The organism is Burkholderia singularis (genome assembly GCF_900176645.1).
GTDB lineage: Bacteria > Pseudomonadota > Gammaproteobacteria > Burkholderiales > Burkholderiaceae > Burkholderia > Burkholderia singularis.
Map to the genome: position 1 here is coordinate 94,508 of NZ_FXAN01000038.1, position 6,155 is coordinate 100,662.

At 62.9% G+C, this 6,155-nt stretch carries 7 protein-coding genes; 2 read left to right on the top strand and 5 right to left on the bottom strand.

Annotated elements, in window-relative coordinates; genetic code table 11:
* Positions 1-315: 315 nt before the first annotated feature.
* Entirely contained in the window at positions 316-1,719 is a 1,404-nt protein-coding gene (mnmE, locus tag BSIN_RS05945; protein WP_089339808.1) for a tRNA uridine-5-carboxymethylaminomethyl(34) synthesis GTPase MnmE, read from the bottom strand.
* Positions 1,720-2,053: 334 nt separating this feature from the next.
* Here mnmE and BSIN_RS05950 point away from each other — a divergent pair, with 334 nt between their 5' ends.
* A complete protein-coding gene (locus tag BSIN_RS05950; RefSeq protein ID WP_059517923.1) occupies positions 2,054-2,476 on the top strand; it encodes a transcriptional regulator in 423 nt (140 codons plus the stop codon).
* A gap of 131 nt (positions 2,477-2,607) precedes the next feature.
* Here BSIN_RS05950 and yidC read toward each other — a convergent pair whose 3' ends face one another.
* From yidC to rpmH, 4 genes are all read right to left on the bottom strand, one after another.
* Positions 2,608-4,275, bottom strand: coding sequence for a membrane protein insertase YidC (gene yidC / locus BSIN_RS05955; protein ID WP_089339809.1), 1,668 nt, complete (start codon positions 4,273-4,275; stop codon positions 2,608-2,610).
* 8 nt (positions 4,276-4,283) lie between these two features.
* Positions 4,284-4,556, bottom strand: a complete 273-nt coding sequence (yidD, locus tag BSIN_RS05960) for a membrane protein insertion efficiency factor YidD (RefSeq protein ID WP_059517169.1) — start codon at positions 4,554-4,556, stop codon at positions 4,284-4,286.
* 179 nt (positions 4,557-4,735) lie between these two features.
* Positions 4,736-5,146 carry a ribonuclease P protein component gene (gene rnpA / locus BSIN_RS05965; protein WP_089339822.1) on the bottom strand — a complete coding sequence of 137 codons (411 nt, stop codon included), beginning with the start codon at positions 5,144-5,146 and terminating at the stop codon, positions 4,736-4,738.
* A 73-nt stretch (positions 5,147-5,219) separates the two neighbouring features.
* On the bottom strand, positions 5,220-5,354 hold the full coding sequence (rpmH, locus tag BSIN_RS05970; RefSeq protein ID WP_004198824.1) for a 50S ribosomal protein L34: 135 nt from the start codon (positions 5,352-5,354) through the stop codon (positions 5,220-5,222).
* 451 nt (positions 5,355-5,805) lie between these two features.
* Here rpmH and BSIN_RS05975 point away from each other — a divergent pair.
* The coding region (locus BSIN_RS05975) for a DnaA N-terminal domain-containing protein (protein WP_305883046.1) at positions 5,806-6,155 on the top strand (350 nt) is incomplete at its 3' end.

Here is a 6,155-nt window from a genome sequence, read left to right on the forward strand (position 1 = left end):
TCGTCGAATCGGAACGGGCGCACAGCGCGCGCCGGCGCCACACTGAAGCGCGAGCGTAATAAATCGCATCAATACCGAATGTACGATTCCCTACATTCCTATGAGACTTTTTGTCCGATTCACCGCCATTGCCCGGGCGAGCGTCGCATTCGAGCCGAATGAAAAGGCCGAATCCGTTGCGGTACCGGATTCGGCCATCGTGCGCCGGCCTTGGCTTCAACCAGCTGATAGAGGGGAGAGAACGAGACAGTTGCGTCGGCCGGCGAAACCTTTATCGATTCCGGCAATTGCCTTTCCTCGCTTGCATTCGATCGGTCATTTCCCGATGCAAAACCGGCTGAAAATCACGCCCAACAAATCATCGGAACTGAATTCTCCGGTAATCGAATTCAACTGTTCTTGCGCAAGGCGTAATTCCTCGGCAAAGAGATCCAGCGCGTGAGCATTCTGTTCGGCATGTTCCGTCGCCTGCGCGAGATGCTCCTGCGCTGCGCGCAGCGCGATCAAATGCCGCTCGCGCGCAAGATAAACACTCTCCGCGCCCGCCTGCCAGCCCGCAATCCGCAGCAACTCGCCGCGCAATAAATCGATTCCGTCGCCGCGCTTTGCCGACAACCGCACTTCGCACAGATCCGAGCCGCCCGGGCGCGCGGCAAAGCGTTCGACCGCCGCTGGCGCGCCGGTCAAATCCGTCTTGTTCAGAACGCGCACGACCGGCACGTTCGCCGGAAAACGCTCCGCGATCGCCTCGTCGTCGGCCCCCAGGCCGCTTCTCGCATCGAGCAGATGCAGCACGACATCGGCACGCTCGATCTCGCCCCACGTGCGCGCAATGCCGATTTGCTCCACCTCGTCCTGCGTTTCGCGCAGCCCCGCTGTGTCGATGATATGCAGCGCAATGCCTTCGATCTGAATCGTCTGGGCGACTTTGTCGCGCGTCGTGCCGGCGATCGGCGTGACAATCGCCAGCTCCGCGCCTGCAAGCGCATTCAACAGCGACGATTTGCCGACGTTCGGCTGCCCCGCGAGCACGACCGACAGCCCCTCGCGCAGCAGCGCGCCCTGCCGCGCGTCGCCCAGCACTTGCGCAAGCCGCTCGCGGATACGCGCGAGTTTGCCGCGCGCATCCGCGGCTTCGAGGAAATCGATCTCCTCTTCCGGGAAATCGAGCGTCGCCTCGACGAGCATCCGCAGCGAGATCACGTCATCGACGAGCGCATGAATATCGCGGGAAAATGCGCCGTCCAGCGAGCGGCCGGCCGATCGGGCGGCCGCCTCGGTGCTCGCCTCGATCAGATCGGCCACCGCCTCGGCCTGCGCGAGATCGAGCTTGTCGTTCAAGAATGCGCGACGTGTGAATTCACCCGGCTCGGCAAGCCGCAAGCCATAGGGGCGGCCGGCATCGATGCAGCGCTGCAACACGAGTTGCAGCACGATCGGGCCGCCATGCCCCTGCAATTCGAGCACGTGCTCGCCGGTGTACGAATGCGGCGCGGGAAAATAGAGCGCGATGCCACGATCGAGCGGCTTGCCGTCGCCGTCGAGAAACGGCACATAGCTCGCGTGCCTCGGCGTAAGCCGCGTACCGCACAACGTTTCGCTGAGCGCCAACGCCGCCGCTTCGCCCGCGCGCCCGAACGACAAGCGCACGACACCGATCCCTCCCCGCCCGGACGCAGTGGCAATGGCGACAATCGGATCGGAATCGGTGGCGAGCATGGCGGTCAATCGGCGATAAATGAACGGAAATCAGTAAACGGCAAATAGGTTCGTATGTCGAATTGTAGCTTGGCGGCGCTATACTACCTCGCCGGACCGGAATCGAAAGACGGCTTTTCGTCTGCCCACACTTATCTTAGCTGAGCTAATTAATTTGTCCGACAAATACGCGATCCGGCATCGAAAAACAGCCGCTGATCGCCGTGTGAAAAGCATGGTTCCCACCGATGAACTCGTTACACCCCGCGCCTGCCGGTTAAACAATCGCTCAGTTAAGCTAAATATAGCTCATTCAGTTGTCTTCTTGGCGGTGGTCGAACTGCACAATCTGGCCATGCCGACACTCGAAGAAAAAGCGGCGTTCACCGAACGTCTCAAATTCGCCCTGTTGCGCAGCCCAGAAAAAGTAACCGGCGCGACGGAACTCGCTTTGCATTTCAATTTGCGCCATCGCGGCGAGCATCCGGTGTCTCCGCAAACCGCGCACAAATGGCTAACGGGCCGCACAATTCCGACGCAGGACAAATTGCAAACGCTTGCCGAATGGCTGCGCGTCGATCTACATTGGCTGCACTACGGTCCGCCGCCGAGCACCGCGCGCGTAACACCGCAGCCGCTGCCGCGCGACGAGAAATATCCGCCGACGCCCGAGACGATCGAACTCGCGTCGAAAATCGAAGCGCTGTCGCCGCATCATCGTTATCTGGTGCAGGAACTAATCGAGCAGTTCTACGGCGGCGAAACACCCAAGCGCTGATTGCACGGCCATCGGTCCGATCGAACGGTTTCCATAAAAAAACCGCCCGGCGCCAACCGGGCGGTTTTTTTACATCGTCCGACAAGACGCCGCGGCGGGCGGGTGCGCTCGCCGCGCCGCGCGCACCCGCGTCAGCTCGTCTTTTTCTTCGGTGCGTTGCCGATGGTGCGCGTAATGTAATACTGCTGCGCGATCGACAGCACGTTGTTGACCACGTAGTACAGCACGAGGCCCGACGGGAAGAAGAAGAACATTACCGAGAATGCAAGCGGCATGAACATCATCATCTTCGCTTGAACAGGGTCGGCGGGCGTCGGGTTCAGCTTCGTCTGCACGAACATCGATACGGCCATCAGCACCGGCAAGATGAAGTACGGGTCGCGTTGCGACAGATCGTGAATCCACAGAATCCACGGCGCACCGCGCATCTCGACCGATGCGAGCAGCACCCAGTACAGTGAAATGAACACCGGAATTTGGATCACGACCGGCAAACAGCCGCCGAACGGATTGACCTTTTCGGTCTTGTAAAGCTCCATCAGCGCCGCATTCATCTTCTGCGGATCGTTCTTGAAGCGCTCGCGCAACGCCTGCATCCGCGGCGTGATTTCCTTCATCCGCGCCATCGACTTGTAGCTCGCGGCCGACAGCGGGAAAAACACGGCCTTGATCAGCAGCGTGAGCAGCACGATCGCCCAGCCCCAGTTGCCGACGTAGCCATGAATCTTCTCGAGCAACCAGAAAAGCGGCTTCGCGATGATCGTCACCCAGCCGTAATCCTTCACAAGCTCGAGCCCCGGCGCGACGCCCTCGAGCATGCGCTCCTCCTCCGGACCAGCGAACAGGCGCGCGGACACATCCGCCGACTGCCCCGGCGCGATCGCCGCAACCGGCTGCTTCACGCCGACGCGATACAGCGACGGATCGATCTTGCCGACATAAATGTCGCGCTTCGCCCCTTGCTGCGGAATCCACGCGGACGCGAAATAGTGCTGAACCATCGCGACCCAGCCGTTGTCGGCGGACGGGACGTACTCGGCCTTGTTCTTGTCGATGTCGCTGAACGTGATCTTCTGGAAATGCTTCTGATCGGAGTAGACCGCCGGCCCGAGGAACGTGTGCGAGAACATCGGCGTCTCGACCGACGAGTTGTCGCGCACGAGTTCCATATACACGGTCGGCGTGACGGGCGCGGTGCCGACGTTGTCGATCTTTGTGTCGACGCCGATCACGTAGCTGCCGCGCGTGAACGTGTAGGTCTTCACCACCTTCACGCCACCCTTGACCGGCGATTCGAACGACAGTTTCAGCGTGTTCTGATCGCCCGGCAGTGCCGTCGGGCCCGCGACCTGCGTGAACACGTCGTTGTGGTTCGGGAAATCGCCGCCCAGCAGGCCGGTGCGCGCAAGATACGTATGGTTCGCGGTATGGTCGAACAGCGTGACGAACAGATCGGGCTGCTTGCCGTCGCCCTCCTTCTTCAGCGTCAGCTTCGCGAGCGTGCCGCCGCGCGTGTCGATCTCGCCGTCGTAGACGTCGGTCGAAAAGCGCACGAGCTGCGCCTGCGCGGCGGGCGCCGTGGAACCGGGCGCCTCGCCGGCCGCGGCCGGCAACGACGCCGCCGCACTGCTTGCGCCGCTCGCGGCCGGCGCGCCATCAGCCGCGTTCGCCGCGGTATGCGTCTGCGCGACGTTCGGGAAGAACATCGACGGGCGCCCGTGGGATCGCTGCCAGTTGTCGAACAGCATGACAGCCGACATGAAGAAGATCACCCATAGGACGGTGCGTTTGATATCCATGCGTAGTCTCAGAATCGATGGGACGACGCGTCAGCTTCGCGGGGCGCGCTGCGTGCGTCGGAATTGGGCGGCGGCGGAACGAGGTCGATGCCGCCCGCGGAGAAAGGGTGGCATCGGCACAGCCGCCTGGCGGCGAGATAAGTGCCACGCGCGGCGCCATGATACTGGATTGCCTCGCGCGCGTAATCCGAACAGGAAGGATAAAAACGGCATCGGCTGCCGAGCAGCGGACTCACGGCAAGCTTGTAGAAGCGCAGCAACGCGAACAATACCGTTTGCATAGCAATGGCGGCGCCGATGCGCCGCATTCGAGCCGACCACCTGATTGCCCTGCTCTGCCCGCTCGAGCCTGGCTGAGCGGACAGGGCCGATCGCGCCGGCAAAGTCCGACCACTTCGGCTGCCCCGGCTATCCGATCCGGCCGCCGTGAACAACGCACGCATCCAAGCCGGCACATTCGTCAATCTGACGCGGCCGCAGCCGCATTGCGACGCGCGACCTCCCGCGCCGCCCGATCGAGCAACTCGCGGATCTCGCCCGCGCATAGCGCCGCAAGCGGCGCGGATGCCGCACTCGGCATCGTTTTCGTATCGAAGCGCGCATGCAAGCGCAGCAGAATGTCCCAGCCCGCGAACTCGGCGCGCCGCACGCGAAACGCTTCGCGCGCGAGCCGCTTGACCAAGTTGCGCGTCACCGCACGCGGTGCATGCTTTTTGCCGACCACGAGCCCAAGGCGCGCGTCGCGCCCCGTCGGCTTGCCGTAGATCACGAAATGCGCGGTGCGCCGCCACGGACGCAAACGAAAAACGGATGAGAATTCATCCGTTTTCAGAAGTCGCGCAGCTTTGGGAAAAACGGCGGACGCTGGCAACGGAATCGAACCCGCAATAGCGGCAGCCTTGCCCGCATCGCTGCGGACGGCGGACACAGCGCGCGGCCCGCCCTTAGATGGCGAGGCGCTTGCGGCCCTTCGCACGACGGGCGTTGATGACCTTGCGGCCGCCCGCCGTCTTCATGCGCACGCGGAAACCATGGGTGCGCTTGCGGCGCGTCACGGAAGGTTGGTAGGTACGTTTCATGTTGCTCTCACTGAAGTTCGAGAATGTCGGGAATACGGGACCGCGCGCCCTCTCTTTCGAGGCAACCGGGCGAACGCAATCGCCGGAAAAAGGATTGGTTTTCGCGGAACCCGCTATTTAAACCGTTTTTCTCTTGGCGGTCAATACTTTAGACGCCCGGACGGGCCGCGACGGCGTCAGCGCCCCGCGGTTTCGCCGGCCGCCGCGATGTGCGCCACCCGTCACCTGGCCCTGTGGATAACTCCCGCTCGCGACGCGTTTGGCGGTAGAATCTCGCCTTATCTCCATCCATCCGACACACCGCCTCGGCCCGCGTTCGCGCTCAAACCCTTGCTGCGCAAGCCTCCGGGGCATATCCGCACGGCCGCGCCGGTCCGCTTGCGCATGTTGCGCATCCGCGACAAGGGCTGCGGCGCCTGTGCGTGCAACCGAAAAAACGACAGCTTCTTCGATGAACGATTTTTGGCAACACTGTTCCGCCCTGCTGGAGCGCGAATTGACGCCCCAGCAGTACGTGACGTGGATCAAACCCCTGGCCCCGATCGCATTCGATGCCGCCGCGAACACGCTGTCGATCGCCGCGCCGAACCGCTTCAAGCTCGACTGGGTCAAGAGCCAGTTTTCAGGCCGCATTGCCGATCTGGCCCGGGATTTCTGGAACGCGCCGATCGAAATCCAGTTCGTCCTCGATCCGAAAGCGGGCCAGCGCGCCGCCGGCCCGGCCGCGGCGGCGCCCGCCCCCCGCGCGCCGCTTACAGCGGCGATGCAGCCCGCGTCGCCGCCGAGCGCAGCCGATACGAG